Annotated in this window: 4 protein-coding genes; 3 read left to right on the top strand and 1 reads right to left on the bottom strand. The window is 35.4% G+C overall.

All coding sequences use genetic code 11. The annotated features are described in order from the left end of the window. Nucleotides 1-30: 30 nt before the first annotated feature. Complete coding sequence (locus Q5762_RS36715) at nt 31-156, bottom strand: helix-turn-helix transcriptional regulator (RefSeq protein ID WP_315887751.1); 126 nt, start codon at nt 154-156, stop codon at nt 31-33. 167 nt (nt 157-323) lie between these two features. Between Q5762_RS36715 and Q5762_RS36710 the strand changes: the two genes are divergently transcribed. Genes Q5762_RS36710 through Q5762_RS36700 form a run of 3 tightly spaced genes read left to right on the top strand, consistent with a single transcriptional unit; the run spans nt 324 to nt 1,528 of the window. Next, the gene (locus Q5762_RS36710) at nt 324-581 is read left to right on the top strand and encodes a hypothetical protein (protein ID WP_315887752.1); all 258 of its coding nucleotides are present in this window, start codon (nt 324-326) and stop codon (nt 579-581) included. Nucleotides 582-608: 27 nt separating this feature from the next. After that, entirely contained in the window at nt 609-1,370 is a 762-nt protein-coding gene (locus Q5762_RS36705) for a phage antirepressor (protein ID WP_315887753.1), read from the top strand. A 2-nt stretch (nt 1,371-1,372) separates the two neighbouring features. Continuing rightward, entirely contained in the window at nt 1,373-1,528 is a 156-nt protein-coding gene (locus tag Q5762_RS36700; protein ID WP_315887754.1) for a hypothetical protein, read from the top strand. The last annotated feature ends 43 nt before the right edge of the window (nt 1,529-1,571 follow it).

The raw sequence follows: 1,571 nt of genomic DNA, 5'->3' as shown, positions 1-1,571 counted from the left end.
GAGTATTTCTCTTTTGGTATAATGTCGAGATCAAGTTTGTTTAAAATGAATACTTTTCCCTTTTCTTACGGTTGATTTTCCAACGCCTACTAACTTGCCAACTTCTTCTAATGACATATTCTTTTCTAATCGCTTCATTTTTATTATCTCATTCATAAATTCACCTCCAAATCTTTATACTTCATTATAATACAAAAGTGTCGTAAAAGCTACTCGTATTATCGTTAAAAAGATAAAAATATTTTTCTTTTTATAAAAGTGTACTTTAAGACACTTTCTTGTTGACAGCCGATTTTACCCGTGGTATATTAAGAGTGTCTTAAATGACACGAAATGAAAAAGGGGGTGAGAAAATGAAATCGAACGTATTTCTAGGTCAGTTAAAAATGCAAGGTCACAATATCGAGTGGTTACTTAATCAAATGGCTGAAAGAGGTGTTAGCATTACTAAATCAACTATTTATAAAAAGTTGAGAAGTGAGTCCGAATTTAACGCATCTGAAATTAAGGTTATTTCAGACATTATGCAATACAGCGAAAAAGAAATGTATGATATTTTTTTTGAAGAATTGGTGTCCTAAAAGACACAATAAAAAGGAGGTTAAACAATGAACAAACCACAAATTTTTAATTTTGAACAAAACGAAGTTCGAACAATCTTAGTAAATGATGAACCATATTTTGTAGGTAAAGATGTGGCGGAAGTGCTGGGGTACCAAAACGGTAGTCGAGATGTGAATCGCCATGTTGACGAAGAAGATATGCTGACGCACCAAATTAGTGCATCAGGACAAAACCGTAATATGACAATCATCAACGAATCCGGCTTATATAGCTTAATCCTTAAATCCAAACTTCCATCAGCAAAGAAATTCAAGCGCTGGGTAACGTCAGACGTATTGCCAACAATCCGAAAACACGGAATGTACGCAAAAGAAGAACTACTTGATAACCCGGACTTACTAATCGAAGTGGCTTCCAGATTAAAAGAGGAGCGCACAAAACGTTTAATCGCAGAACAACAAGTAAAAGAGTTGCAACCAAAAGCTGATTATTACGACACAATCTTAGCCAATCCAAGTTTGTTACCAATTAGCGTAATCGCCAAGAATTACGGGATGAGCGCGAACAAAATGAACCAATTGCTTCATGAACTGGGCGTCCAATACAAACAAGGAAACGTGTGGTTGCTTTATGCCGATTACCAAAACGAAGGATATACCCATACTGAAATGAAATTGTGGGAAGGCAGTAGCCAGATGAAGCCTAATACCAAATGGACTCAAAAAGGACACATTTTCATTTATCAATTTTTGAAAAAACACGACGTTTACCCAACAATTGAAACTCTTTTTGAAAAGGAGGCTTAACCATGGAACTAATCATCAAAGGAACACCAGAAGAAATAAAAAAAGTGCTCCAAGCTATTGCGAGTAGCAAGGAGCAACCAAGAAGAAAACATCATGAATCAAAATTAGACTATGATCCACAGACGGGTGAAGGAAAGCTTATTCCTCAAATGAAATAATTACTTTCTTACTTCTGACTGGAATTGTCTGGTTGAATTTTCG

This window comes from Streptomyces sp. P9(2023), assembly GCF_032436795.1.
Lineage (GTDB): Bacteria > Actinomycetota > Actinomycetes > Streptomycetales > Streptomycetaceae > Streptomyces.
Note: the sequence above shows the minus strand (reverse complement) of the source record. Positions and strands in the feature narration are given on the sequence as shown.

What these genes read in the sequence shown, in the direction of transcription:
- Q5762_RS36710 (WP_315887752.1), top strand. Translation starts at nt 324, where the DNA reads ATGACACGAAATGAAAAAGGGGGTGAGAAAATGAAATCGAACGTATTT.
- Q5762_RS36715 (WP_315887751.1), bottom strand. Translation starts at nt 156, where the DNA reads ATGAATGAGATAATAAAAATGAAGCGATTAGAAAAGAATATGTCATTA.
- Q5762_RS36705 (WP_315887753.1), top strand. Translation starts at nt 609, where the DNA reads ATGAACAAACCACAAATTTTTAATTTTGAACAAAACGAAGTTCGAACA.
- Q5762_RS36700 (WP_315887754.1), top strand. Translation starts at nt 1,373, where the DNA reads ATGGAACTAATCATCAAAGGAACACCAGAAGAAATAAAAAAAGTGCTC.